The following is a 25,050-nucleotide window of genomic DNA, read 5'->3' as shown; positions in this document are numbered from 1 at the left end:
AGGCGCTTGCGCCCCGTGGGCGGTCAGCCCGTATCCCGCAGGATCCGCTCGGCGAAGAGCTTCTCGACGGCACTGTTCTCCTCGGTGCTGTGCGTGACCGGGTTCTGCCCAACTGCTGACCCATCGGCCGATCGGCGCAGCTTCGTCACGAGCGGTGCGTCCTCGGCGGTGTAGGTGCCGGTGGGAGTGATCACCGTCAGGCCCTCGGCCGTGGCCTCGTGCCGCCATCCCGCGTGCTCCTTGGCGAAGTTGCACGAGGCGCACAGGCCTGAGGCATTCGACCATTCGGTTTGGCCGCCCTCGGCCGCCGGCCTGACATGGTCGGCGTGCTTGATCGGGGCATCGCACCATGGGGTGCGGCAGACGTCGTCGCGGAAGATGAGCATGCGACGCAGAAGTCCCCTGAAATTGCGTCGACGTTGGTCCATCGAAACCAATTTCCCGGATTCGGGTGCGGTGAAGACGCGCCGGAGGTAGGTGTCGGCTTCGTTCGCCGTGAGGAATTCCCGTGCCGTCCGCGCCGGCAGCGGGCCGTGCTCGGGCAGCCAGGCGGGGACTCTGCCGTCGGCGAAGAGGCTCTCGGCCTCCATCACGATGTGGACCTGTGTGGGTACGTCGCCGGCTCTCGATTGACCGGTGAGCTGTTCGACAAGCACATCGGCCATCAGCTGCCTCTCGGTCCGTCGGATTCCGGCGAGATCGCCGGCGGCGGAGGGGGCGCCACCATCGCCACCCTCGCCGGCATCGTCAGCGCCCCGACTCGCCGTCGCGGCCCGGCTGAGTGCGGCCTCCCGCAGACCGTCGAAGACGGCAACGGCCTGAACCATCGGCAGGACGGCATTGATCCGCGCCATCCCGTCGTCGAGGCAGCGCAGGGACACGTGACGCTGTTCGGCAGCCGCGGCGGCACGGTCGGCGGCAGTATCGGCAGTGATCTCTTGGACGAGCCCGCGCACTTCACGAGCCACGCGTCTGTTGCCCGTCCAGGTGAGTCGACCCTCCAGCTCCTTGTCGACGATCTTCCTCTCGCGGCGACTCAGCTTCGCGGTCCCTTAGGCGACGATCTGCGCACGGCTCTCGGGAATCGCTCCCTCGCTCAAGGCGGCGTAGGTCTTCGGCAGGTCCTGGCAGAGAGTGCGCGACCTGCTGAGGAACTTCCGTCCGGTGGCCGGTGAGACGCGCTTGGCCAGGGCGATCTCGTCCCCGGCATAGACGCCGCGCTGTTTCTTGGGCAGACCGTTGGCGAGGTCCTCGCGCCTGCGGAAATTGTGCAGTGAGACGGCCTCGCGGGACTGCACTGCGGCAATGGTGGAGGCGAGACGTTCGAGTGTGTGGATCCTCAGCTGCGAGTCCTTGGCAGACTGCGACGGTCCGAGCGTGCGCAGGCTTGCACACCACCGATCGATTTCAGTGAAGACCTCGGGATCCGCGAGCCAGGGCTCCGGATCCACGAACCCGTCTTCGGATCCGTCTGCGCTGTGTGCGTCCATGGATCAACACTATGAGTCGGCACTGACACGGCACTGACGTCGCACTCGCCAACCCTGACAGCGTGTCAACCCAAGCCGCGACCTACCCCAACCCCAGCGCCCGGCGCATCGGAGCGAACTTCGCCTCGGTCTCGGCCACCTCGGCGTCGGGGTCCGAATCGGGCATGATGCCGGCCCCGGCGAACAGTCGGATCCGATTGCGCTCCTCGAGCTGCCCGCACCGCAGGGCGATGCCGAACTGACCGTTGCCGCGCCCGTCCATCCAGCCGACCGGACCCGAGTAGCGGCCGCGATCGAGCGGTTCGAGCTCATCGACATGGACCACGGCACTGGCCTGCGGATACCCGCCGACCGCCGCCGTCGGATGCACCGCCGCGGCAACATCGAGGGCGGTGAGCTCCGAGCCCTGGGGCAGCTGCGCCTGCGCGTCGGAGGCGGAGTGGATGACATTGGCCAAGGGCAGCAGGTGCGGGCGTTCGTCGACGGAGACGTCCTCGGCCACGGAGCCGAGGCTGCGCTGCAGGGACGCGATCGCGAAGGCGTGCTCGGTGGAGTCCTTGTGGGCGCTCAGCAGCTTCCGCGCCGCCGGCATCTCCGCACTCGGGTCCGACTCGACCCGGTACGTGCCCGCAAGCACCCGTGAGGACACCCGCCTGTCGTCGACGCCGATGAGCAGCTCCGGAGTCGACCCGATGAGGCCGGCGACATCGAAGGTCCAGCAGCTCGGGTAGCTGCGGTTGAGCGCCCCGAGCACCGAGCGCACGTCGATGTCATCCTCGGTGGTGACCACCTCGTCGCGGGCGAGGACGATCTTGCGCAGTGTCGGATCCTCGGCGAAGGCGTCCACCTCGGCGGAATCGGCGACTGGGGTGAGCATGTCCGAGACTCGGGCGACGAGTTCCGCCCAGTCCGCGGCGGGAAGGTCCCCGTCCGAGGACCTCGCCGAGGTGACCCGGCGCAGGGGTTCGGCGTGGAGGACCGGGGGAGTGGGGACCGTGCCTTCGGCGGCGATCGAGGTCAGCCACACGCGACCGCCGCGGCGACCGAGCACGAATTCGGGGACGTGGATGATCGAATCGACCTCGGACTCCCCGGAATAGGCGACAGTGGCGAAGCACATCAGTCCCGAGCCGAGGAGTTCGACCTCGTCCTCGACCGAGGCGGCCGCCGTGAGCGCCTTCCAGGCCGCGGAGAGCTCGGCGAAGCGTTCGGGGCCTCGGGCGCGGATCCGCAGGGTCCGCCCGAACCCGATCAGCCCGGAGGTGTCGCGGACCCAGCAGGAGAACGCCGAGGTGGGCAGCAGCTCCAGCGTCTGTTCGACCGTGGTCGGCAGTCCGGATTCGAAGGGGAAGCCGGGCCCCGGATCGACGTCGTCGACGAAGCGGGAGCGCACGTGCAGGCGCTGTGGGGCGGAGGTGATGGCGGAGGCGGTGAAGGTCGTAGTCATGACGTGCCCAGCCTAGTCGAGTTCCGCGCGAATTCGGGCTGAATCCCGCGCCGTGAGAAGCCGGTGTCCGAGGATTCGCCCCCGGGCTCAGGTGTTGAGAGAATAAGGACATGAACCGTGCCCAGCTGGACAAGCAGCCCGACGACGTCGCCTCGATGTTCGATGACGTCGCCTCCCGCTATGATCTCACCAACGACGTCCTCACCTTCGGTCTCGCCCGCTCCTGGCGGCGGACGGTTGCGTATTCGGTGGCGGCCGGACCCGGCGAGCGGGTCCTCGATCTCGCTGCGGGCACCGGCACCTCGTCGATGACCTTCACCCGGCACGGCGCCGAGGTGGTCGCCGGGGACATCTCCTCCGGGATGCTCTCCGAAGGCCGCCGCAGGCACCCGAAGATCGACTTCATCTACGCCGATGCGATGGATCTGCCGTTCTCGGACTCGAGCTTCGACGTCGTCACGATCTCCTTCGGCATCCGCAACGTCCACGAGGTCGACACCGCCCTGGCGGAGATGCTGCGCGTGCTCAAACCCAGCGGCCGGCTCGTCATCTGCGAATTCTCGACGCCGACCTTCGACCCGTTCAGCCTCGTGTACAAGGAGTACCTGATGCGGGCCCTGCCCGCGGTCGCGAAGGCCGTGTCCTCGAACCCCGAGGCCTACGTCTACCTCGCCGAATCCATCCGCGCCTGGCCCGATCAGGACGAATTCGCCCACCAGATCCGCGACGCCGGCTTCGACCAGGTCAAGTACCGCAACCTCACCGGCGGGATCGTCGCCGTCCACCACGCGCTCAAGCCGGGAGCAGCCCGGTTGTGAACGAATTCGACGCCGAGGTCATCGTCGTCGGCGCAGGTCCCGCAGGCTCGGCGATCGGGGCCTACCTCGCCCAGACCGGCCATGAGGTCATCATCCTCGAGAAGTCCGGCTTCCCCCGCGACAAGATCTGCGGAGACGCCCTGACCCCGCGCGCTGTCAAAGAGGTCGGCTACCTCGGCATGGACACTCCCGTCGAGGACGGCTGGCACCGCAACCGCGGGCTGCGTCTCATCGGCGGAGGGCACCGACTCGAACTCGACTGGCCCGACATCGACGGCACCCCGAACTACGGGCTGACCCGCCCGCGCATGGGCATGGACGAAGCCTTCGCCCGCCACGCCGGGCGCAGCGGCGCCAGGCTCTTCGAGCAGGTCAAGGCCATGTCACCGGACATCGGCGAGGACGGCTGGATCCAGGGCGTGCACGCTTCCGGCACCGACCACCGCGGCCGTCGCGTCGGCCCCGAAGCCCATTTCAGAGCCCCGATCGTCATCGCCGCCGACGGGGTCTCCTCCCGGCTGGCCGTGTCCATGGGCCTCGAGAAGCGCGACGACCGGCCGATGGGTGTGGCCGTCCGCGCCTACCATTCCTCGCCGAGGCATGCCGACGACTACATCGAGAGCTGGGTCGAGATGCGCTCGACGAACCAGGCGGGCCAGTCCGAGATCCTGCCCGGCTACGGCTGGCTGTTCCCGCTGGGCGACGGCACCATCAACATCGGTGCCGGCCTCCTCGACTCCTCACCCCAGTTCGGTCAGGTCGACTTCAAGGCCATGATGAGTCAGTGGATCGCCGATATGGGCCACGAATGGGGCATCGACGAGACCACCTCCCTGGGCCCGATCAAGTCCGCGGCACTGCCGATGGCCTTCAATCGCACCCCGCACTTCCATCGGGGGCTGCTGCTCATCGGCGACTCCGGCGGCATGGTCAACCCCTTCAACGGAGAGGGCATCGACTACGCCCTCGAGTCCGCCAGACTGGCCGCCGAGGTGATCTCCACCTACGCGCGCTATCCCCGGCACGTGATGCGCCGACGCCTCGAGGAGTACCCGGCTCTCATCGGTGACTCACTCGGCGGCTACTTCACCCTGGGGCGCGTGTTCTCCGCCGTCATCGGACACCCTGCACTCATGCACTTCGGAATCAAGTACGGTATGGGTGTTGACGTCGTGATGGAGTTCGTCGTGAAATTGCTGGCGAACCTCTACCGCGACCCGACGGTGACCGAGGCCGATCTCATCGACCGGGTGATCTCCGCCCTGACCCGAATTGTTCCGGCCACGAGCAATGCCTGAGCACGATCGCGACGGCGGCACCCGCCCGCCGACACCGACTACGACGAATGACGAGGACATGAGCCACCTAGCCTCTCCGGCGACCTTCATCGGTGCCGATGCACAGCTTTCGGCGGACATCTCGACCCAGTTGGAGGCCGTCGAGACCAGGCTCTACGATGCGACCGCGCAGACGAGGAAGCTGCCGGACACGACGTCGAAGCATCTCCTGGCCGCCGGCGGAAAACGCGCCCGACCGAACCTCGTGCTGCTCACCGCCCGCCTCGGCGAGGCCGACTGCGACGAGATCCTCGATGCGGCCGTGGCCGTCGAGCTCATCCACCTCGCCTCCCTCTACCACGACGATGTCATGGATGACGCCCCGGTACGTCGGGGTGCTCCGGCCGCACACGAGGTGTGGGGCAACTCCGTGGCCATCCTCACCGGCGACCTGCTGTTCTCGAAGGCCTCGGGGGTGACCGCGAAGCTCGGTCCCGAAGCCGTGCGGATCCAGGCCGAGACCTTCGAACGCCTCGTCCTCGGACAGCTCAACGAATTCACCGGCCCGCCCGAGGGCACCGATCCGATCGAGCACTACATCCAGGTCCTCGCCGACAAGACCGGGTCGCTCATCGCGACCTCGGCGCAGTTCGGGGTCATGTTCTCCGGTGCCGATCAGGCCCTGGCCGAACCCGTCCGCGACTTCGGCGAACGCGTGGGCATCGCCTTCCAACTCGCCGACGACATCATCGACCTCACCACCACCTCATCGGTCTCAGGCAAGACTCCGGGCACGGACCTGCGTGAAGGCGTGCCGACCCTGCCCGTGCTCTACGTCCGCGCTGCTGCCGCCGACGGTGATGCGGCCGCCGCCGAGGTGGTCGATCTCCTCGACGCGGATCTGTCCTCCGATTCTGCGCTCGAGGCCGCGCGTGCCGCACTGGCCGCGCATCCCGTGACCGAGAAGGCCCGCGCCGAGGCTCTGCGCTGGGCCGAGGACGCGAAGTCCTCGCTGGGGCCGCTGCCCGACGGGCTGGTCAAGGACTCCCTGTTCGCATTCGCGGACTCCGTGGTCGCCCGCAGCGCCTGACCACCATGTCCGTCACCTCGGCTCCAAGCAGTCCCCGCCGGCTCTCGCCCGTCGATTGGGTGGGCCTGGGCGTTCTGGCCGCCGTGCTGGTCATCGGCCTGAGCTGGTCGAAGTGGATGCCGTACTGGGACAAGGCCTGGACGATGAGCCAGACCTCTGTCTGGGACGGGACTCCGCTCTTCGACGCCGCCGGGGAGACGATCTCACTGGCCGGCGCCTGGGACTTCACGCTCGTCTACTTCACCGCCGTGTGGAAGGCGCTGCTCGTGGCCCTGCTGATCGCGGCCGCTATCGATGCGCTCGTCCCACGGGACTGGCTGCTGCGGCTGATGAATCGGCGCAGTCATACCGGTCAGGCCCTTGTCGGGGCCGCACTCTCCACACCGTCCATGATGTGCACCTGCTGTGCCGCCCCCGTCGCCGCCGGCCTGCGCGACACCGGGGTGAGGAGGTCGGCGGCGCTGGCCTATTGGGTGGGCAATCCGCTGCTCAACCCGGCCGTCCTCATCTTCCTCGTTCTCGTCCTGCCGTGGCATTACGTGGCCGTGCGGATAGTCTTCGCCCTCCTCATCGCCGTGGGTGCCAGTGCCCTCATCGGGCGTTGGGTGACCGGCCGCGCCGAGGTGGTTCCGGAGCCCGAGCCGAGCCCGCCGAGGCTGTCCTCGCTTCCCACCCGATATCTGCGGTCCCTGTCCAGGTTCACCCTCATCCTCGTTCCCGAACACCTCGCCCTCGTCTTCCTCATCGGACTCATCAGTCCCTGGCTGACCGGGGTCTACGGACTTGAGGCGCAGCTCGGGGCCGGAGCGATCCTGCTCGCCGCGGTCGTGGGCACGCTGCTCGTCATTCCCACCGGCGGGGAGATTCCGATCGTCCTCGCTCTGCTGGCCGCGGGCGTCGGAGCTGGAGTCACCGGTGCCCTGCTCGTGGCGCTGCCGGCGCTCAGCGTCCCCTCGATGGTCATGGTGGGCAAGTCCATGGGCTGGCGCACCACCGCGGCCATGGGTGCGGCCGTGGCGGTGGCCGCTGTGCTCGCCGGCGGCCTGCTCCTTCTGCTCGGCTGAGTCCTCACTCAGGTGGTCAGGCGACGCAGGGTGAGGTAAGAGCCGGCGGCGAAGACCGTGCAGAGAGCCGCGGCCCACAGTGCCAGTCCGGTGGCCTCGGCGGAGACGAACCACAGCCACACCTCGGGCCAGGCCTGATTGGCGCTGATGAGTGCAGCCCCGCCGAGAATCAGGAGCGCGATCACGAGCAGCGAGATCGTGAGGATCAGCGGCCCGAAGCGCTTATAGGCGATCGCGAACCAGAAGCCGAGGACGAACCACAGCATCGTGAGGACGAAGTAGGTCAGTCCAGCGGCCAGCGGTCCCGCCTCCCACAACCAGGGCAGGTAGGCGAAGTAGCCGTTGATTCCGTACCCGTCCGTGGCCTGTTCGATGAGGCCGAGGAGAACGAAGACGAGGGAGATCCCGACCGCGCTGATTGCCGCGGCCACCAGTGAGCCGAGGCAGAATTCGCGACGGGTCAGACTCATCGCCTGGGAGAAGTAGAAGGTCAGATTCATCGCTTGGGCACCGACCACGGCGAAGTACCACAGGGGAGCCTGGGACCCGCCGCTGTACATCGGACCCTCGACCCCGGAGGCAGAGATGATCCAGTAGACGATGAGCGTGATCAGCCACACCCCGCCGAGGACGAGCACGGGCACCCACACGAAGGTCTGCGTGTTCGTGAACTGAAGGCGCACAACGCCGATGGTGCGGCTGCGAGGTCGGGGCAGGGCCGGGAGGCCGGGGGAATCTGCTGTGGCGGTCATGGCTGAAGGCTCCTGACATCGGTGTCGGAATCGGTGTGCTCGGCTGTCTCATCGCGGGTGGAGCGCACGACGAGCTGCTGCAGGGAGACCGGGGTGAGATCGAGATTGGCTTCGGCGATGTAGTGGCGGTCGACCTCGCTGAGCCGGCCGAGCATCGTCACCGAGGCGACCCGGCCCAAAGTCTCACGGTGGATGACCTCACGGCCGGCGACGAGGCGCTGGATGGAGTCGGCGTCGCCGACGATGTTGACCGCGCGACCCCGCACCGCATCGGTGGGTTCGTCCATGATGATGCGACCATGGTCGATGACGATGACATTCTCGATGAGATCGGCGACCTCGTCGATGAGGTGGCTCGAGAGCAGGATCGTCCGCGGGCATTCGGCGTAGTCGGCGATGAGATGGTCGTAGAACAGCTGGCGGGCGACGGCGTCGAAGCCCAGATACGGCTCGTCGAAGAACGTGATCTCCGCTCGTGAGGCCAAGCCGATGATGACTCCGATGGCGGACTGCTGTCCGCGCGAGAGCTTCTTGATCGGCGTCTTGAGCGGGAGCCGGAAGTCAGCGACGAGTTCCTCGGCGAAGGCCTGATCCCAGCGGGGGAAGAACAGCCGGGCACCGGCCAGCGCGTGCCTGGCGGTGGAGTCGTCCGGGTACTTCTGACTCTCCCGGACGAAGCACATCCGGTTGAGCACTCGGGCGTTCTCATAGGGGTGTTCGCCGAACACCTCGACCTCGCCGGAGGTGGCGAAGTTCTGTGCGGTGAGAATCGACATCAGCGTCGTCTTGCCGGCGCCGTTGCGGCCGAGGAGTCCGTAGATCGAGTCCGCCTCGATGCTCAGGCTGACATCATCGAGAGCGGTCGTGGTCTTGTACGTCTTGGTGAGGTGGCGGACCTCGATGACGGAGGTCATGTCTCATCCCTTCGTGGCGGCGGGGTCGAGTGCGGTGGTCAGGTGGATCTCTCGGGAGCGCTCGGTGATGAGCGCGATCACGTCCTCCGAGCCCAGGCCGAGGCGATTGGCTTCGGTGAGCAGGGGAGTGATGAAGCTGTCGGAGAAGGTGGTGCGGTGTTCGTTGATGAGCAGCGCCCGAGCGCCGTCGGTGACGAACATGCCGATGCCGCGCCGTTTCTCGAGCACCCCTTTGGATACGAGGAGATTGATTCCCTTGGCCGCGGTGGCCGGGTTGATCGAATAGAAGTGCGCGAGTTCGTTCGTCGAGGGTGCTCGGGACATCTCGGGCAGTGTGCCGTTGATGATCGAATCCTCGACCTTCTCGGCGATCTGTGCGAACAGCGGTCTGTCGTCGTCGATCACGGTGACTCCTGGTGGGTTGGTTAGTTACTCAACTAATTAACCATGCCACCAATGCGGTTGTCAAGGGTCTTCGGTCCCGAAGTCAGCGTCGCCGGCGACTGGCTCGGACGAGGTCGACGCTGAGCAGGATCACGGCGATCCAGATGACGACGAAGCCGATCCACCTCGGCGTGGACATCGCCTCGCCGAGGATGACGGTGCCGATGATGAACTGCATCGTCGGAGTGATGTACTGCAGCATGCCCACCCAGGACAGGGGGATGCGGCGGGCGGCGGCGCTGAAGAGGATGAGCGGGATCGCCGTGGCCGGGCCCGTGATGAGGATGATGATGACGTGGGAGGCGCCGAAGCCGGTGAACGTCGACAGGCCCTGGGCGCCGAGGGCGATGAGGTAGATGAGTCCGGGGACCGTGAGCACCATGCTCTCGATCGTCATCCCCTCGAGCGCCCCGACCCGATTGCCGACCTTGTTCTTCACCAGTCCGTAGAGGCCGAAGGACAGGGCGACGGTGAACGAGAGATAGGGCATCCGGCCGAGGCCGAGGCCGACGATGATGACGGCGACGAGGCCGAAGCCCACGGCCGTCCACTGCAGCGGGCGCAGCTTCTCACCGAGGAAGAGCACGCCCAGTCCGATCGAGATCAGCGGATTGAGATAGTAGCCCAGTGAAACCTCGACGAGGTGGCCGGATTCGACGCCGTAGATGAAGGCCGTCCAATTGATCGCGATGAGCACCGAGGCGAGGGCGAGGAGGCCGAAGGTGCGGCCGGAGGTGATGATCTTCCAGGTGCGGGCGAATCCGCCGGTGAAGAGCAGCAGGATCGCGCAGAAGACGAGGGACCAGATGACCCGGTGCGAGACGAGCTCGAGGGCGCCGGTGGGAGCGGCCGCGGCGAACAGGAGCGGGATGATGCCCCACAGCAGGTAGGCGCTGAAGCCGTTGATCAGGCCGGCGCGGCGGAAGGCGCTTTCATCGGGGGCAGGATTCGTACTCACACACAGAGTCTAGTGAGGTCTCGGGCCGCGGTGGGAATGCGAGCTTGCTCACGTCGTTGTAAGGACGACCTACATTGGCGATAGACTCGGGTATGAATGACTAGAGAGGTGTGAGAATGACTCGTCCCTTCCGGGTGGCCATCATCGGTGCCGGCCCTGCAGGTATCTACGCGGCTGATCTGCTGACGAAGGCCGAACGCGACTTCGAGGTCAGCATCGACCTCTTCGAGCGTCTGCCGACTCCCTTCGGTCTCGTCCGCTATGGTGTGGCTCCCGATCATCCGCGGATCAAGGGCATCATCAATGCGCTGATCAAGGTCCTCGATCGCGGCGACATCCGCCTGTTCTCGAATGTCGAGTACGGCGTCGACATCAACCTCGGTGAGCTCACCGACCGCTACGATGCCGTGATCTTCTCCACCGGCTGCTTCGTCGATGCCTCACTCAACCTGCCTGGTGTGGATCTGCCTGGTTCCTATGGTGCCGCGGACTTCGTCAACTGGTACGACTCGCACCCCGATGTGGGTCAGACCTGGCCGCTGGAGGCGAAGAGCGTGGCCGTGCTCGGCAATGGCAATGTCGCTCTCGATGTGGCCCGGGTGCTGGCTAAGCAGGCCGATGACATGCACACCACGGAGATCCCCGAGCATGTCTACGCGGGATTGAAGGATTCGCAGGTCACCGACGTCCATGTCTTCGGCCGTCGCGGACCGGCGCAGGCGAAGTTCACACCGCTGGAGCTGCGTGAACTCGGTCATGTGGCCGATGTCGATATCATCGTCTATCCCGAGGACTTCGAGTTCGACGAAGGGTCGATGGCTGCGATTGAGTCCTCGAACCAGGTCAAGCAGGTCGCGAAGACCCTGACCGATTTCACGATGCGTGAGCCCACGGGTGCGAAGCGACGCCTCCACCTGCACTTCCTCCACGCACCGGTGGCCATCCTCGGCGAGGATCGGGTGACCGGGCTGCGCACGGAACGCCAGGAGCTCGACGGGACGGGCAATGTCACTGGCACCGGCGAATTCCACGACTGGGACGTCGAAGCCGTCTACCGGGCCATCGGCTATGCCGGTACGGCGCTGCCGCAGCTGCCCTTCGACGCCGCCAAGGGCGTCATCCCCAACCATGAGGGACGCGTCGTCGACGCCGAAGAACAGGCCAAGGCCGCCGAGGCCGATGTCATCCCCGGCGTCTATGCGACCGGCTGGATCAAGCGCGGTCCGGTCGGGCTGATCGGGCACACGAAGGGCGATGCCCTCGAGACGATCACGCACATCATCGACGACCGCAGCGCCGGTGTGCTCAGCGATCCCGTGTACCCGGGGGAGGATGCGATCGTCGACCTCCTCGAGTCCAAAGGCATCGACTATGTCGACTGGGAGGGCTACCACCGGGTCGAGACGGCGGAGAAGGCCGCGGGCGAGGCCGAGGGCCGTGAGCGTGTGAAGATCGCGACCCGTGGGGGGATGCTCGCCGAGGCGCGCGGACACGTCCACAGCGAATCCGCGGCACCCGTCTCGGGCCACTGATTCGACTGCGGCAGGCGAGGACATGAGCGCGGATTCGACGCTGCGAACGCTTGTTGAGCAGGCGTATGCGCAGCGGCTCGAGGCCTGGGAGTCTGCCGCTGTGCAGATCAAGCACTGGCTCAAGGCCCAGCAGCGGGGACTGCTCAAGGACAAGGACATCTCTCGGCTCGACGTCGACGGCCATCGGATCAAGGACTCGGCACGGACGTTGAAGAAGCTCACTGAGAAGCTCGAGGATGATCCCACGCTGCACCTCGAGTCGGTCGGCGATGTCGAAGATCAGATCCGCGATATCGTCGGGGTCAAGGTGCTGTGCAAGTCCCCGCGGGATCAGATCATGATGTTCGACTCCCTGCGGGATCCGCAGCAGCTGGGCTCGTTCGTCCTCGTCGACGAGAAGAACTACGTCGACCCGCCGAAGCCGAGCGGGTACCGTGCCTGCCATGTGACCCTGCAGATCCCCTCCGACCATGGTGAACCGGTGTTCGCGGAGATCCAGGTCAAGACCCGCCTCCAGGATGCCTGGGGCGAACTGACGCATGAGGACATGTACAAGCCCGGTGCGGCGATGAAGCCGAGCGAGCTCCACGGGGAGTTCGCTCGGGCCATGGCGAACATGCTCGCCACCGTCGACGATATGGCCGACACTCTGGCCGAAGAGCTCTCGGCCCTGACGAACCCCGAACCGGACTCGGACCTCGCGGCCCAGCTCGCGGAACAGCGGACCATCGTGGTCAAGGTCCGCGCCACCGGGCCCAAATACGCCTTGGCCGTTGACGGCGACGGCCGTCAGGGACTCATTCCTGCCTTCGCCGTGCGCAGACTCGCCGAGGTCAAGGGCACCATCAAGGTCAATGAGTTCGTCCAGGTCGACGACCGCCTGCGGGTCAGCGTGGAGGAGGACTCGAAAGGCCTGTACTACATTCCCCTCGAGCTGCCCGGACACTGATTCGTCTCTTGGGCCTGCTGCGGCGTCGGCGGTCGTCCTGGAAGAGTAGGATCCAGACGTGGCCTCTGCTCGAACCGTGCGCCGGTGGGCGATCCGCCTGATCGCCGTCCTCCTCGTGATCATCGTCTGTGCGGCGATCGCGCTGGCGGTGTGGGCGAAGACCGGCGTGATGGAGGCCGAACCGGGACCGTTGGAGTCCGTTCTCACCGAGCCTGGCCTCGAGGTGGCCGAGGATGCGGATGCCATGGTGCTGCGCCCCACGGGAGAGGCCGATTCGAGCCTCGGGCTCGTCTTCTATCCGGGGGCGAAGTTCGATGCCGACGCCTACGCCGCACGACTGGTCGGACTGGCCGTCGACACCGGGACCACTGTGGTCATCGTCAAGCCCTGGCTGGGTCTGGCTCTCTTCGACCCGCGCGGGCTCACGGCGTTCACCGGGCATGTGCCCGAGGTCGAGACGTGGATGGTCGGTGGCCACTCGATGGGCGGGGTGCGCGCGTGTTCCGCGGCCTCCGAGGCCGCGGCCCTCGTCCTCTTCGCCTCCTACTGCGGAACAGATATCTCCGATTCGGACATTCCCGTGCTCAGTCTCTCCGGCAGCGCCGACGGACTCTCCACACCGCAGAAGATCGCGGAGAACCGTGACCATCTGCCCGCTTCTGCCCGGATGGTCGAGATTCCCGGTGCCAGTCACGCGAGCTTCGGCGACTACGGGCCGCAGAGCGGCGACGGGACACCGAGCATCGATGACGAGCAGGTGAGCACCGCGGTCACGGGCGAACTCACGGAGTTCGCCCGCAGCCTCTCGGCAGGGTGAGGGAGCCCGGCCCTGCCTCTAGCGGTAGTTGACGAACTGCAGGTCGACCTCGAAGTCCTGGCTCTTGAGCAGGGCGATGACCTCCTGCAGGTCATCGCGCTTTTTCGAGCTCACGCGCAGCTCATCGCCCTGGATCTGCGCCTTGACGCCTTTGGGGCCCTCGTCGCGGATGATCTTCGAGATCTTCTTCGCATTGTCCTTGTCGATGCCCTCCTTGATCGAGGCATCGATGCGATACTCCTTGCCGGACGGGTAGGGCTCGCCGTCCTCGAGGGACTTCAGCGAGATTCCGCGCTTGACCAGCTTCGACTGGAAGACGTCGAGGATGGCCTTGACTCGGTCCTCGCTGTTGGCCTTCATCTGCACGGCCTCGCCGCTCCAGGCGATCGAGGCATCGGTGCCGCGGAAGTCGTAACGGGAGTTGACCTCCTTCGCAGCCTGATTGAGGGCGTTGTCGGCCTCCTGCCGATCGACCTTGCTGACGATGTCGAACGATGATTCGCTGGCCATGGAAGCTCCTTCGTGGTCGGTGACCGGCAGCAGCCGGTATGGGTGAGTCACTGATGCCCGAGTCTAGTCGAGACCGGCAATTGTGACCTGCGTCTATCGAGTTGGTAAAACGGTCCCGCTGCTAGTATTCTTTTCGAGTGCTCATCGAGCGCCACCTGCGGCAGATTGCCCGAGCGGCCAAAGGGAGCTGACTGTAAATCAGCCGGCATTGCCTTCGAAGGTTCGAATCCTTCATCTGCCACGCAGAGCGGATCAGCCCCGTGACCAGTTTCTGGTCACGGGGCTTTTCCCTTGCCTCGGAGCTCCCGAGTCCATAGCGTAGGGATAAGCGGACACGAGGGGCACAGTGATGAACGGCGATGCGAACGACGACCACGCACCCAAGCGGATGAACTCGCTCGAGGACCGCAACGCCATCGTCGAATCCGCACTCGACGAGGCGATCAGGCGCGGTGACTTCGACGACCTGCCCGGACTGGGCAGACCCCTGAGCGGACTGCACAACTCCGAGGATCCCGACTGGTGGATCAAACAGAAGATGGAGCGCGAGGACATGAGCGGGGTCGCCCCCGCCGCCTTCCAGCTGCGCAAGGAGAGCGCGGTACTCGAGGACACTCTCGACGCCTTCACCCGCGAAACCGACGTCCGGGACTACCTCGCCGGCTTCAATGCCCGAGTCCGCGCCGCCGTGATGGACCTGCGCGAAGGCCCACCCGTGTTCACCCCGCCCCGCGATGTCGAGAAGGAGGTCGCCGCCTGGCGGGAGCGGAGGTCGGACAGCGAGCGGGCCGCGGACCGGGCCGAAGAACCGACGAACGGCGATGGCGCGGAGACCCCGCCGTCACCTCGGCGCCGGTGGTGGTCCTTCCGTCGAGGCTGAACCGCTGGTGAGGACCACCGCGGCGCGAGCACCGGCTTCGGGCTCTCCCACCGTTTGGTCCCCGTCGAGATCGCCCACACGAGCAGCAGGACCGCGATGACGAAGAGCGGTCGGCTCAGCCACCACACCCCGCTACCCGGGGCAGGCATCGGCAGCCACAGCAGCTGCACCCCGGTGAGTACGAGATGGACGAAGACGACGATGAGCACGCAGACCACGCGGGCGAGGTCGAGGGTCAGGTCACGGGTCCGGGGGATCGTTGGATTCACACTGGCAATGCTAGCCAGGCCCTGGTGAGCCGGGTGGGCAGTCGTATTCCGATTCGGTTACGCGGACACCTCGGCCGCGAGTCTCTCGATCGCCAGGTGCGCGAGCAGCCCGGCCTGATCCCCGAGCACCGAATCGTCGAAGACGACGAAGGGGGAGTGGTTGTTCCCCTGCCGCTCCTCGGGCACATCGGTGCGTTTGGCCCCGAGCATCATGTACGTGCCCGGCACCTCGGCGAGGACGAAGGAGAAGTCCTCGCTGGGCATGATCGGCTGTTCGAGGACCTCCACTCTGTCATCGCCGAGGAGACCGCGGACCTGGTCAAGGGCCCAGGCGGTCTCGTGTTCGTCGTTGACGGTGACGGGGTACTGGACTTCGAAGCCGACCTCGGCGGTGCAGCCGTGGGCGGCGGCGATCCCCTCGGCCAGCTGCTTCGATCGCGTCCGGACGGTGTCAAGGGAGTCTTCGGACAGGGTCCGCACGGTGGCTCCGAGGCTCGCCGAGGCGGGAATGACGTTGACGGCCTCACCGGCCTGCAGCTGGGTGACCGAGAGCGCGATCGGGTCGAAGACGTCGATACGGCGACTGACCATGTTCTGTAGAGCGGTGACGAGCTCGGCCAGGGCCGGGACCGGATCGACCGCCGTGACCGGTTGGGAGCCGTGGCCGCCGCGGCCGTTGATCGTGACGTGCAGGACGTTCGAACCGGCCTGCAGGGTCCCGGGCCTGGTGGCGACGACCCCGCGTTCGCCCATGTGGACGTGGGCGCCGAAGGCCGCGATCGCCCGCGGGCCAGCGGCGTCGAGGACGCCTTCGGCGATCATCACCGACGCCCCGTTGTACCCCTCCTCGCCCGGCTGGAACATGAACACGACATCTCCGCGCAGCTCGCCGCGGTGGGTGTGGAGCAGGCGTGCGGCACCGACGAGTCCGGCGGTGTGCAGGTCGTGTCCGCAGGCGTGCATGTTCCCGTTGGTCGAGGCGAACGGCTCTGCGGTCAGCTCCTCGACGGGTAGGGCGTCCATGTCCCCGCGCAGCAGCACCGCGGGAGCCTCGGCCGGTCTGTCCGGATGAGTGCCCCGCAGCACGGCCACCACCGAGGTGGTTCCCTCCCCGGTGGTGATCTCGAGGTCGAGGTCGGCCAGGGACTCCATCACCGTGGCCTGGGTGCGGGGGAGATCGAGTCCGACCTCGGGGTCGGCGTGGAGTCTGCGTCGCAGTTCCTGCAGCTGCGGCAGGAGTCCGGCGGCCTCGGCCAGGAGGCCCTGACCGGCGCTGGTCACGCCGCTCACAGGAGGCTCACGAGCACGCTGGCGATGACCACGGAGCCTGCCGAGACCGAGGTGAAGCCGCCGACGAGCATCGGCGGGAGCATGACGTTGAGCAGGGCCTCCTTCTCATCGTCGTCGCGGGCGATCGATCGGGCCACCTCGTTGGTCAGGAGGTAGTCGGCGGGGAAGCCGTACATGGCGGTCAGCGCCACCGACATGCCCAGGGTGGACTTCCACCGCAGCAGCTTGGTGGCGATGTAACCACCGCCGATGATGCCGGCGCCGCCGACGATGAGGATCGTGACGGTGGGCAGGAAGGCGTTGATCACGTCCTGCACCGAAGCGGCCACCAGCGGGGCCATGACGATGGCAATGACGCCGGCCATGGCGACGCCGAAGGAGTTCGATCGCTCCATCGCCTTGTCCGGGGAGAGCCCGATCGCGGTGGCGATGATGCCGAGGATGAGAGCGACGATCGACGATGGGATGTGGGTCGGGATCGCAATGAGAGTCGCGAGCGAACCGCCGACGAGGATGAGGAAGAGCATGAAGAGCTGATTGTCGACGAGAAAGTGCGGCAAGGTGACGAGCTTCTTCTTTGTCGCGGCCTCCTGGTCCTCCTCGTGATGGGCGGCGGCGAGTTCGTAGAGTTCGCCGCTGTCGCGCAGTTTGGTGGCATAGCGGCGGAGCAGGAAGTTCGTCATCGGCATCGACGGCAGTGACTGGAGCATGAGCACGAGGGCGGGCAGCACGATGATTGATGAGGCGGCTCCATGGGCCGTTAGGCCCTCGGTGGTCAGGCCGGTAGCGACGATGCCCCCGGCCAGCGGTCCGGAGCCGGCGACGAAGGTCTCGAAGCCGAAGAGCGGGGCGACCACGACGAGGATGAGGAGGACGGCGGCGAGCATTCCGGCTACGGCGATAATGACCGAGCGCCACTGTTTGAGCATCACCCGCAGGGGGATGAGCGTACCCATGTGGAAGAGCAGGGGTGCGACGAGGATGGTGTAGATCTGCACGAGCATCGAGTCGTCGACGACGGTGTCGGGGACGATGCCGATCTTCGCGAAGATGAAGATGCCGAGCATTGCGACGAGCAGGCTGGGCACCCGCGCTTTGGACCAGATCGAGATCAGTTCGCCGAGAGCGATGAAGGCGAGGACGATCGCGGCTGCGAATATGGCTTCCATGGTGAGCCCTTCTTAGGGGAAAGTGAATCAGCTCACAAGATAGTACGTCATCGGAGCTCTGAGCGTGTTTCGTCCTCGTTTCCTGAACTGTGGGACTACGTGCGCAGGCGGTAGGGCATAGTGTGGGCGTATGAGTTTTCTGCAGTTCCTGCATGAGCGAGGCATGACCGAGCGACCCGGATCGATGAACCGTCCGCTGGTCATCGCGCACCGAGGTTACTCCGCGGTGGTGCCGGAGAACAGTCTCGCCGCGGTCGATGCCGCTCGTGCCCTCGGCGTGGATTTCATCGAGGTCGACACCTCGACGAGTGCCGATGGTGTTCCCGTCATCCTCCACGATCCCGATCTCGACCGGACCACGAACCGGAAGGGTCCGGTCGCGAACCTGACCGCCGAGGAGCTGTCCTTCGTCGATGCCGGGTCGTGGATGGGCCCTGGTTTCACCGGGGTGCGGATTCCCACGCTGGCCGCGGTGATGCGCGATATCCAGCACCGAGGTGGTGAGCTCCTCCTCGAGCTCAAGGGGGAGTGGTCCTCCGGTGCGGTGGCCCGCATCGCCGAGCTCGTCGTCGAGACCGGCACGGCCGACCGGATGGTCGTCCAGTCCTTCAACACCGAGACCCTCGAGACCTGCCGGGATCTGCTGCCGATGGTCACTCGCTTCCTGCTCCGGATGGTGCCCAAGCCCGAGGACATCGAGATCGCCCGCGGTCTCGGTGCGGTCGCGATCAACCCCTCGTACAAGGGCTTCAGTCTGCGCAAATCGGTCGTCGCCGAGATCCGCGACAACGACCTCGGCGTGTTCGTGTGGACGGTCGACGGGATGAACGAATGGCGGGAGCTCCTCGACGCCGAGGTCGATGGGATCATCACCAATCAGCCCGGGCGGCTGCAGGGGTTCCTGGCCGGCCGATTCGATCCCGTGAAGTAGGAGTCGGGCGATTTGTGAGTGAGGTCACCGAGACCGGATTTGCCCCGGTCATGGAAACCCGTGTAAATTCTTACCTGTTGCCCCGATAGCTCAGTCGGCAGAGCATCTCCATGGTAAGGAGAAGGTCAAGGGTTCGATTCCCTTTCGGGGCTCTCGTGTCGCCTAGATTGCGGCGCTGGGGCGGGGTAGCTCAGCTGGTTAGAGCGCACGACTCATAATCGTGAGGTCGGGGGATCGAGTCCCCCTCCCGCTACCACTCAACTCCCTCACCAGGACGGACAGTCCGGTGGGGGAGTTCTTTCGTCTCCGGAGGTTCCGCGCATCCGTAGGGCGGCGTAGCCTCGTGCCAGGAACCTCACCCGTCCGGGGCGAGGCTGGATGCAGAGGAACGACGATGATCGATGCACGACTGGCTGACTGGCTTCTCGACTCCGACCCCGCCCTGCGGTGGCAGGTCGAGCGCGACCTCCTCGGCGCCGCAGAGGAGACCTGGCAGTCCACGCGAGCACGAGTGGTGCGCGAAGGATTCAGCCGCGAGCTGCTGAGCCGGCAGGATCCGGAAGGCACCTGGGCTGGAGGAGCCTTCTTCCCCGCGAACTTCAGCGGCGACGAAGACACACCACAGCCATGGACGGCCACCACCTGGGCACTCAACGATCTGCGCGACTGGGGAGTCGACGCCTCGGCGCTGGCCGGCACCGCAGAGAAGCTCACCGCGGTGCGCTGGGAATACGAGGACCTGCCCTATTGGGGCGGCGAGGTCGACGTGTGCATCAACTCGTGGACCCTGTCGAATGGACTCTGGCTCGGCGCCGAGGTCGACGGCATCGTCGACTGGTTCCTCACCCACCAGCAGGACGACGGAGGATGGAACTGCGAATGGGTCGAGGGTTCGCAGGTCTCCTCATTCCACTCCACCCTCAATGCCCTGATCGGACTGCTCGACTACCAACAGGTCACGGGTGATTCCGCACGGGTCGCCGAGGCGCGGGCCCGGGGAGAAGAATACCTGCTCACCCGCGATCTCTTCCGACGGCAGAGCAGCGGCGAACCCTTCGACGATCGCGTCTTCGCACTCTTCCACCCCCGACGGTGGTTCTACGGCTTCCTCCCCGCGACCGACTTCCTCCGACGCGCGGCGCAGGCCGACAGAGCGGTCCCCGACCCGCGGATGAGCGAGGCGATCGAGTCCATCCGCAGCCAACGGGAAGAAGACGGGTCCTGGCTGCAGGGGCACCGACACGACGGAGAGGTGTGGTTCCACGTCGACGTTCCCCCTGGCCAGCCCTCGAAATGGGTGACCCTGCAGGCCCTGCGCGTCCTCGACTGGTGGGACGGCGCACATTCGTCCTCCGCATCCTCAGCTGTGACCTAGGAACGCCACAGTCCCGCGCCAGAGCCGGCCTCCACGATGGTGTCATCACATCAGCGAAGGAAGGACAGCTCATGGCTCGCGTACCCGAACCGGACCAGACACCCGACGGCCCCGCCTTTGAGGGCAGGCTCCTCGACCGTCCAGAGGAGGAGGTCGTCGACCAAGGCGCCTCCTTCGACATCCGCACTCTCTTCAGCCGTCGCGGGGTCCTCGGACTCGTCGGCGCCGGAGTCGGCACCATGGCCCTGGCCGCCTGCAGCTCCGGAGCCTCCGGCTCGACGAGTTCGAGCTCGAGCAGCAGCGGATCGGTCACGGAGATCCCCGACGAAACGGCCGGCCCCTACCCGGCAGACGGCTCCAACGGACCGGACATCCTCGAAGAGTCGGGAATCGTGCGCTCCGACATCCGCTCGAACATCGACGGCTCCGACACCGTCGAGGGCGTGCCCCTGACCTTCAATCTCAAGGTCACCGATATGGCGGGCGACAACGCCCCCTTCGAAGGAGTCGCCGTCTACGCCTGGCACTGCGACGCCCAGGGCCGGTACTCGATGTACTCCGACGGTGTCGAGGACGCGACCTGGCTGCGCGGCGTCCAGGTCGCCGACGAGAACGGCGAAGTGTCGTTCACCTCGGTCTTCCCGGGCTGCTACTCCGGGCGGTGGACGCACATCCACTTCGAGGTCTACCCCGACGTCGACTCCATCACCGATGCCGAGAACGCGATCGCCACCTCGCAGATGGCCCTTACCGAAGACGCCTGCAACGCCGTGTTCGAACTCGAGGCCTACGACGGATCGGCGAAGAACCTCGCCGCCATCAGCCTCGATGACGACAACGTCTTCGGCGACGACGGCGGCGAACACCAGCTCGCCACGATCAGCGGCGACACCGACTCCGGCTACGTGGCCTCCCTCGACGTCCCCGTCGACACGGACACCGAACCCACCGGCGGTGCCGCACCTGCCGGGGGAGGCGGCGGCGAAGGCGGTCAGCCGCCCGAGGGCGGCGTCGGACCCGAGGGCGGAGGAGCACCTCCCGACGGTGAGGCTCCCGCCGGAGACGGCAGCGACTCCTCCGCCCAATAGTCACGCCCAGCAGACACCCATTCGAAAGGCCACACATCATGCTGCACAACCTCACGGGCTGGCACGCCCTCGTCATCCTCGCGATCATCGTCCTCGTCTTCGGGGCGGCGAAACTCCCCGCGCTCGCCAAGAGCCTCGGACAGTCCGTCCGGATCCTCAAGGACGAGACCACCGAGAAGAAGTCCCCGTCCGACACCGGCTCGGCGGCCGAGAGCGAATGCGTCTCCTATGAAGCAGTGACCGACCCGATCACCGCCGAGGCGCGGGCGCGGACCCGATCATGAGCACTGCCACCGCCGCGTCGAAGATGCCGCTGTCCGCGCATATCAAGGAAGCCCGCAATCGGGCGATCCGCGCGACGGTGGCGCTGCTCATCGGCACCGTCATCGGCTACCTCGCCTCGGACTTCGTCATGGATGTCCTGCGGGCACCGATCACCGAGCTCGCCGAATCCCGCAGCGCCTCGCTCAACTACGACAGCGTCACAGGAGCCTTCGACCTCCAGCTGCGGATCGCCGTGTACTCCGGAATCATCGTCTCCAGCCCGGTCTGGCTGGGCGAGATCTTCGGTTTCCTCACCCCGGGGCTGACGGTCAGGGAGAAGCGATACACCTTCGGATTCCTCTCCGCCGCACTCCCGCTCTTCATCGGCGGCTGCCTCACCGGCCTCTATATCTTCCCCCAGATGGTCGAGGTGCTCACGTCCTTCGCCGCCTCCGAAGACAGCACCATCCTGCAGGCCTCCTACTACTTCGACTTCGTGTTCAAGATCGTGCTGGCCACCGGCATCGCCTTCGTCCTCCCGGTCTTCCTCGTCGTCCTCAACTTCATGGGGCTGCTCTCGGCGAGCACGATCGCCAAGGCATGGCGGGTGAGCATCGTCGGAATCGTCGTCTTCGCGGCCCTGGTCACCCCGGCCGCAGATGTCCTCTCCATGATCTTCGTCGCGGCGCCCATGGCCCTGCTCTTCCTCGCCGCGCTCGCCATCGCCTGGATCCACGACCGCACCCGCGGCTATGACCGGCCACCGGATCAGCCGCACACTGAAAGGAGCCGAACATGTTCGGTCTGAGCTTCGAGAAGATCGTCCTCGTCGGCATCATCGCGGTGATCGTCATCGGTCCGAGCCGACTGCCCTCCTACGCACAGAAGCTCGGCGAGCTGGTCCGGCTGCTCCGGTCTCAGCTCGACGTCGCCAAGGACCGTGCCGCCGAGTCGCTGGGTGCCGAGGACTGGCAGACGCTCGACCCCCGCCACTACGATCCGCGACGGATCATCCGCGAAGCCCTGGACGAACAGGACCCGGTCCGCAGTGCGGAGGGCGAACCCGGTGCGGCCGGCGCTTCCGCCGCCGAGGCGCCCGGTCGATATGTCATCAGCGGATCATCCGGACACCCCCGGAAACGACTCGTCGCCCACACGACCGATGGTCATGTGGGCGACGAGGAGAGGGCAGCGGTGGGATCGACCGCCGATCGGTGATCAGTCCTTGAAGTCGAAGTCCTCTTTGTCGATCCCGGGGAACATGAGCTCGTACTTGATCATCTTGTGTTTGTGGTCGACGATCTTCACCGTCCCGTAGTAGGTCTTCTCCTTCTTGGTCATCGAGTCGTCCTTGACCGTGACGTTGCACGTCTCGAAGCCGTACCATTCGCGGAGATCCATATCTTCCGCGCACTCTGCCTTCTTGACCTCGAAGTCGAGTTTGTTCTCGAACAGGTCGACGAGATCGGCCTCGAGTGATGTGGCCGGCACCGTGCCGTTGCCCTTCTTGTCGACTTCCATCGCATCGTCGCTGGCCCAGTTGGTCGTTGTGGCAGCGTCGGCGAACGGATCCTCGGATTCGGTCTCGCTCGGCTCGGGCTCGGCCGCCTCGGTGGGCTCTTCGGTCTCCGCCGCCTGTCCCATCTGGCCCTCGGATTCGCCGAACTCCGCAGCCTCAGCGGACTGGGCATCCTCCGTCTGGGCGGCGTCTGACTCTGCGGGGTCGCTCTCATTCCCGCCGCCGAGCAGACCGCAGCCGGTCAGGGACAGAGCCAGCGCGGTGCCGGCGAGGGCAGTGAGAAGTCGCGGCATCGAAGTCAGCCGGCGCATCGGTGTCATGATCATTCTCCTCGGTGGATCACGGGTGTCGTTCGTACACCGTCGATTCTGCCACGGTCGATCGCCGCCCGAGCGTGGAGCGTGTGCGCATCCGGGGACATATGTGTCCGGACGGACACATCGGCAGACCGGCGTCGGCTACCATGACCGAATGATCCCGACCACCACACTGGCCGACGGCACTGTGCTTCCCCTCCTCGGGCAGGGCACCTGGCACCTCGGGGACCACACCGCCACTCGGTCCAGCGAGATCGCGACCCTGCGAACCGGCATCGAACTCGGCCTCACCCTCATCGACACAGCCGAAATGTACGGGTCCGGCCGTGCCGAGGACCTGGTCGCCGAGGCGATCGCCGGGATGCGCGACGACGTCTTCCTCGTCGACAAGGTGCTGCCGGCCAACGCTTCGAGGGAAGGCACGGTCACCGCGTGCAGGCGTTCGCTGCGGGCACTGGGCACCGACCGCATCGACCTCTACCTCCTCCACTGGCCCGGGCCCCATCCGCTGGAGGAGACGATCGCCGGATTCGAGGAGCTGCGCGAGCGCGGACTCATCGGCTCCTGGGGTGTGAGCAACTTCGACCCCGCCGACCTCGCCGGACTGCCGGCCATGCCGCAGGCCAACCAGATCCTCTACAACCCGTCCCGGCGCGGACCGGAATTCGACCTCCTCCCGCACCATCGAAGCGCCCAACCCCCGATTGGAACCATGGCCTATTCTCCGATCGAACAGGGCCGACTCCTCGACGACCCGATCCTCGCCGAAGTGGCCGGACGACACGAGGCCACCATCGCCCAGATCCTCGTGGCCTGGGCGATCCGGACCGGTGACGTCATCGCCATCCCCAAATCCTCGACGCCCGAGCACGTGCGCGCCAATGCCGCTGCCGCAGCCATGGAGCTCACCGCCACCGACCTCGCCGACATCGACGCAGCATTCCCGCCGCCCACCTCACCGCTTCCACTGGAGGTCCTGTGAACCCGCGCCCCGCACTCGGACTGATCTCCCACGGGACCTCCTCGGCGCAGGGCCAAAGGCTCATCGAGGCGCTCGCCGCCCGGGTCACCGCGGACCTGCGAGCCCGAGGCCTCGTCGCCGAGGTCATGCTCGGCCATGTCGATGTGCAGAATCCCGATGTCGCCGAGGTGCTCCGAACGCTTCCGTCCGAGGCCCCGACCGTGCTGGTCCCACTTCTGCTCTCCCCGGGCTATCACGTCCACGTCGATCTGGCCGAGGCCGTGGCGACGGCAGGCGGGGCCGGCGGGGCGAACGGAACTGCGGCCCGCGACATCCGGCTGACCCCGACACTCGGACCCGACCGACGCCTGGCCCGAGTGCTCGCCGCCCGCCTGCCCTCACTCACCGATGACGACCACATCGTCCTCGCCGCCGCAGGATCGAGCGATGAACGGGCGAACGCGGCCTGCCGGGAGATGGGCGAGGATCTGTCGGTCGAACTGGGACGTCCCGTCGACGTGGGATTCCACGCCGGGGGAGAGGCCAGCCTCGGCGGCATTGTTGAGCAGAAAAGAGCGCTCGGTGGCAGGATTGTCCTGTCCAGCTACCTGCTCGCCCCCGGCTTCTTCCAAGACCTCGCGCAGAAGCTCGTGGAGGGCACTGCCGACATCCTCACCGACCCGCTGCTGACCTCGGCCGACGATGCGAAAAGCCTGGTCGACCCTGCGGGAGAGGCGATCGACGACGTGCCCCAGGGGCTCGTCGACGTCGTCCGGGAGCGCATGATCTCAGTGCTGTGAACGACGGTCAACTCCTCCGTCGCAAATCGTCACGGACCGTCTCATGACTTAGTTCGACACGATGCGACATTGTTTGGGCACCCTAATTTGTTGAGCAATCAGGCCTCCAGTAGCGTAACCAGTCG

General features: G+C 66.3%; 27 protein-coding genes and 3 tRNA genes. 19 read left to right on the top strand and 11 right to left on the bottom strand.

Annotated features, from left to right (window positions below; genetic code table 11):
* Nucleotides 1-23: 23 nt before the first annotated feature.
* From ACH82I_RS05725 to ACH82I_RS05715, 3 genes are all read right to left on the bottom strand, one after another.
* A complete protein-coding gene (locus tag ACH82I_RS05725; protein WP_413336097.1) occupies nt 24-968 on the bottom strand; it encodes an HNH endonuclease in 945 nt (314 codons plus the stop codon).
* Between the two features lie 84 nt (nt 969-1,052).
* Nucleotides 1,053-1,490: a hypothetical protein gene (locus ACH82I_RS05720; protein WP_413336095.1), complete on the bottom strand. Its 438-nt coding sequence runs from the start codon at nt 1,488-1,490 to the stop codon at nt 1,053-1,055.
* 82 nt (nt 1,491-1,572) lie between these two features.
* Entirely contained in the window at nt 1,573-2,937 is a 1,365-nt protein-coding gene (locus tag ACH82I_RS05715) for an isochorismate synthase MenF (RefSeq protein ID WP_230746929.1), read from the bottom strand.
* A 110-nt stretch (nt 2,938-3,047) separates the two neighbouring features.
* Here ACH82I_RS05715 and ACH82I_RS05710 point away from each other — a divergent pair, with 110 nt between their 5' ends.
* From ACH82I_RS05710 to ACH82I_RS05695, 4 genes are read left to right on the top strand one after another with little or no spacing between them, the layout of a single operon-like run.
* Nucleotides 3,048-3,755: a demethylmenaquinone methyltransferase gene (locus ACH82I_RS05710; protein ID WP_413336093.1), complete on the top strand. Its 708-nt coding sequence runs from the start codon at nt 3,048-3,050 to the stop codon at nt 3,753-3,755.
* Nucleotides 3,752-5,053 (top strand): geranylgeranyl reductase family protein, encoded by a 1,302-nt coding sequence (locus tag ACH82I_RS05705; protein ID WP_230746923.1) that lies wholly within the window; start codon nt 3,752-3,754, stop codon nt 5,051-5,053. Before ACH82I_RS05710 ends, ACH82I_RS05705 begins: the two co-directional genes overlap by 4 nt.
* A 58-nt stretch (nt 5,054-5,111) precedes the next feature.
* Nucleotides 5,112-6,122: a polyprenyl synthetase family protein gene (locus ACH82I_RS05700; protein ID WP_230747241.1), complete on the top strand. Its 1,011-nt coding sequence runs from the start codon at nt 5,112-5,114 to the stop codon at nt 6,120-6,122.
* A gap of 5 nt (nt 6,123-6,127) precedes the next feature.
* On the top strand, nt 6,128-7,186 hold the full coding sequence (locus ACH82I_RS05695) for a permease (RefSeq protein ID WP_230746921.1): 1,059 nt from the start codon (nt 6,128-6,130) through the stop codon (nt 7,184-7,186).
* Between the two features lie 8 nt (nt 7,187-7,194).
* On the opposite strand, the gene ACH82I_RS05690 is transcribed toward ACH82I_RS05695, so the two are convergent.
* From ACH82I_RS05690 to rarD, 4 genes are all read right to left on the bottom strand, one after another.
* Nucleotides 7,195-7,938 carry a hypothetical protein gene (locus ACH82I_RS05690; protein ID WP_413336092.1) on the bottom strand — a complete coding sequence of 248 codons (744 nt, stop codon included), beginning with the start codon at nt 7,936-7,938 and terminating at the stop codon, nt 7,195-7,197.
* A complete protein-coding gene (locus ACH82I_RS05685; protein WP_230746916.1) occupies nt 7,935-8,852 on the bottom strand; it encodes an ABC transporter ATP-binding protein in 918 nt (305 codons plus the stop codon). Before ACH82I_RS05685 ends, ACH82I_RS05690 begins: the two co-directional genes overlap by 4 nt.
* Before the next feature lie 3 nt (nt 8,853-8,855).
* Entirely contained in the window at nt 8,856-9,257 is a 402-nt protein-coding gene (locus ACH82I_RS05680; RefSeq protein WP_230746914.1) for a GntR family transcriptional regulator, read from the bottom strand.
* Nucleotides 9,258-9,339: 82 nt separating this feature from the next.
* Nucleotides 9,340-10,254, bottom strand: coding sequence for an EamA family transporter RarD (gene rarD / locus ACH82I_RS05675; protein ID WP_230746905.1), 915 nt, complete (start codon nt 10,252-10,254; stop codon nt 9,340-9,342).
* Nucleotides 10,255-10,370: 116 nt separating this feature from the next.
* On the opposite strand from rarD, the gene ACH82I_RS05670 reads away from it, so the two are divergent.
* Genes ACH82I_RS05670 through ACH82I_RS05660 form a run of 3 tightly spaced genes read left to right on the top strand, consistent with a single transcriptional unit; the run spans nt 10,371 to nt 13,552 of the window.
* Nucleotides 10,371-11,786: an FAD-dependent oxidoreductase gene (locus ACH82I_RS05670; RefSeq protein WP_413336089.1), complete on the top strand. Its 1,416-nt coding sequence runs from the start codon at nt 10,371-10,373 to the stop codon at nt 11,784-11,786.
* A 22-nt stretch (nt 11,787-11,808) separates the two neighbouring features.
* On the top strand, nt 11,809-12,735 hold the full coding sequence (locus tag ACH82I_RS05665) for a GTP pyrophosphokinase family protein (protein ID WP_230746902.1): 927 nt from the start codon (nt 11,809-11,811) through the stop codon (nt 12,733-12,735).
* A 58-nt stretch (nt 12,736-12,793) separates the two neighbouring features.
* Nucleotides 12,794-13,552, top strand: coding sequence for an alpha/beta hydrolase (locus tag ACH82I_RS05660; protein WP_413336087.1), 759 nt, complete (start codon nt 12,794-12,796; stop codon nt 13,550-13,552).
* An 18-nt stretch (nt 13,553-13,570) separates the two neighbouring features.
* Here the strand turns inward: ACH82I_RS05660 and ACH82I_RS05655 are convergent, their stop codons facing one another.
* Entirely contained in the window at nt 13,571-14,062 is a 492-nt protein-coding gene (locus ACH82I_RS05655; RefSeq protein ID WP_413336085.1) for a YajQ family cyclic di-GMP-binding protein, read from the bottom strand.
* A 159-nt stretch (nt 14,063-14,221) separates the two neighbouring features.
* Here ACH82I_RS05655 and ACH82I_RS05650 point away from each other — a divergent pair.
* Both ACH82I_RS05650 and ACH82I_RS05645 read left to right on the top strand, forming a co-directional pair.
* Nucleotides 14,222-14,303 (top strand) — tRNA-Tyr (locus tag ACH82I_RS05650).
* A gap of 108 nt (nt 14,304-14,411) precedes the next feature.
* On the top strand, nt 14,412-14,942 hold the full coding sequence (locus ACH82I_RS05645) for a DUF1992 domain-containing protein (protein ID WP_413336083.1): 531 nt from the start codon (nt 14,412-14,414) through the stop codon (nt 14,940-14,942).
* A 326-nt stretch (nt 14,943-15,268) separates the two neighbouring features.
* Here the strand turns inward: ACH82I_RS05645 and ACH82I_RS05640 are convergent, their stop codons facing one another.
* Both ACH82I_RS05640 and ACH82I_RS05635 read right to left on the bottom strand, forming a co-directional pair.
* Nucleotides 15,269-16,501 (bottom strand): M20 metallopeptidase family protein, encoded by a 1,233-nt coding sequence (locus ACH82I_RS05640; RefSeq protein WP_413336080.1) that lies wholly within the window; start codon nt 16,499-16,501, stop codon nt 15,269-15,271.
* Nucleotides 16,498-17,670 (bottom strand): hypothetical protein, encoded by a 1,173-nt coding sequence (locus ACH82I_RS05635; protein WP_230746893.1) that lies wholly within the window; start codon nt 17,668-17,670, stop codon nt 16,498-16,500. The genes ACH82I_RS05640 and ACH82I_RS05635 overlap by 4 nt, the downstream gene beginning before the upstream one ends.
* Nucleotides 17,671-17,800: 130 nt before the next feature.
* Between ACH82I_RS05635 and ACH82I_RS05630 the strand changes: the two genes are divergently transcribed.
* From ACH82I_RS05630 to ACH82I_RS05595, 8 genes are all read left to right on the top strand, one after another.
* Complete coding sequence (locus ACH82I_RS05630) at nt 17,801-18,601, top strand: glycerophosphodiester phosphodiesterase (protein WP_230746892.1); 801 nt, start codon at nt 17,801-17,803, stop codon at nt 18,599-18,601.
* A gap of 79 nt (nt 18,602-18,680) precedes the next feature.
* A tRNA-Thr gene (locus tag ACH82I_RS05625) sits at nt 18,681-18,753 on the top strand.
* A gap of 27 nt (nt 18,754-18,780) precedes the next feature.
* Nucleotides 18,781-18,857: transfer RNA gene (locus tag ACH82I_RS05620), tRNA-Met, on the top strand.
* Nucleotides 18,858-18,995: 138 nt separating this feature from the next.
* On the top strand, nt 18,996-19,976 hold the full coding sequence (locus ACH82I_RS05615) for a squalene cyclase (RefSeq protein ID WP_413336077.1): 981 nt from the start codon (nt 18,996-18,998) through the stop codon (nt 19,974-19,976).
* A gap of 71 nt (nt 19,977-20,047) precedes the next feature.
* Nucleotides 20,048-21,064 carry an intradiol ring-cleavage dioxygenase gene (locus ACH82I_RS05610; RefSeq protein WP_413336076.1) on the top strand — a complete coding sequence of 339 codons (1,017 nt, stop codon included), beginning with the start codon at nt 20,048-20,050 and terminating at the stop codon, nt 21,062-21,064.
* 38 nt (nt 21,065-21,102) lie between these two features.
* Entirely contained in the window at nt 21,103-21,348 is a 246-nt protein-coding gene (tatA, locus tag ACH82I_RS05605) for a twin-arginine translocase TatA/TatE family subunit (RefSeq protein WP_230746887.1), read from the top strand.
* Nucleotides 21,345-22,136: a twin-arginine translocase subunit TatC gene (tatC, locus tag ACH82I_RS05600; RefSeq protein WP_413336073.1), complete on the top strand. Its 792-nt coding sequence runs from the start codon at nt 21,345-21,347 to the stop codon at nt 22,134-22,136. Before tatA ends, tatC begins: the two co-directional genes overlap by 4 nt.
* Nucleotides 22,124-22,546: a twin-arginine translocase TatA/TatE family subunit gene (locus ACH82I_RS05595; protein WP_413336072.1), complete on the top strand. Its 423-nt coding sequence runs from the start codon at nt 22,124-22,126 to the stop codon at nt 22,544-22,546. Before tatC ends, ACH82I_RS05595 begins: the two co-directional genes overlap by 13 nt.
* Here the strand turns inward: ACH82I_RS05595 and ACH82I_RS05590 are convergent, their stop codons facing one another.
* Complete coding sequence (locus ACH82I_RS05590) at nt 22,547-23,167, bottom strand: hypothetical protein (RefSeq protein WP_413336070.1); 621 nt, start codon at nt 23,165-23,167, stop codon at nt 22,547-22,549. It abuts the gene before it with no gap.
* A 151-nt stretch (nt 23,168-23,318) separates the two neighbouring features.
* On the opposite strand from ACH82I_RS05590, the gene ACH82I_RS05585 reads away from it, so the two are divergent.
* Both ACH82I_RS05585 and ACH82I_RS05580 read left to right on the top strand, forming a co-directional pair.
* Nucleotides 23,319-24,146, top strand: a complete 828-nt coding sequence (locus tag ACH82I_RS05585; RefSeq protein WP_413336068.1) for an aldo/keto reductase — start codon at nt 23,319-23,321, stop codon at nt 24,144-24,146.
* Nucleotides 24,143-24,925 (top strand): sirohydrochlorin chelatase, encoded by a 783-nt coding sequence (locus ACH82I_RS05580; protein WP_413336066.1) that lies wholly within the window; start codon nt 24,143-24,145, stop codon nt 24,923-24,925. Before ACH82I_RS05585 ends, ACH82I_RS05580 begins: the two co-directional genes overlap by 4 nt.
* Nucleotides 24,926-25,050: the final 125 nt, after the last annotated feature.

Origin of the sequence: Brevibacterium sp. GP-SGM9, assembly GCF_047300845.1 — a bacterium.
Taxonomy (GTDB): domain Bacteria; phylum Actinomycetota; class Actinomycetes; order Actinomycetales; family Brevibacteriaceae; genus Brevibacterium.
This window is presented reverse-complemented; position numbering and strand designations above follow the sequence as displayed.